This is a genomic window from Achromobacter sp. SIMBA_011, from assembly GCF_046535435.1.
Classification (GTDB): Bacteria; Pseudomonadota; Gammaproteobacteria; order Burkholderiales; family Burkholderiaceae_B; genus Achromobacter; species Achromobacter dolens.
Genome location: NZ_JAWRWN010001136.1, coordinates 1 through 240, shown reverse-complemented (window position 1 = coordinate 240; position 240 = coordinate 1). Strand labels below are relative to the sequence as shown.

Genomic DNA, 240 nt, shown 5'->3' with positions numbered 1-240 from the left:
CGGTCGCGGCACGCGAACGCGCTGCCGATGATCATGACGCACGGCTGGCCGGGCTCGGTGTTCGAGCTGGTGAAGGCGATCGGCCCGCTGACCGACCCGACCGCGCACGGCGCGAGCGCCGACGATGCATTTCACGTCGTCGTGCCGTCGCTGCCGGGCTTCGGCTTCTCGGGCCATCCGGCGAAGCCCGGCTGGGGCTCCGACCACATCGCGCGCGCCTGGGGTGAACTGATGGCGCGC

At 72.5% G+C, this 240-nt stretch carries 1 protein-coding gene; it reads left to right on the top strand.

The window, feature by feature from the left end; all coding sequences use genetic code 11:
* Nucleotides 1-240, top strand: a 240-nt coding sequence (locus tag SB816_RS34585) for an epoxide hydrolase N-terminal domain-containing protein (RefSeq protein WP_410548572.1), incomplete at both ends; no start/stop codon positions are given.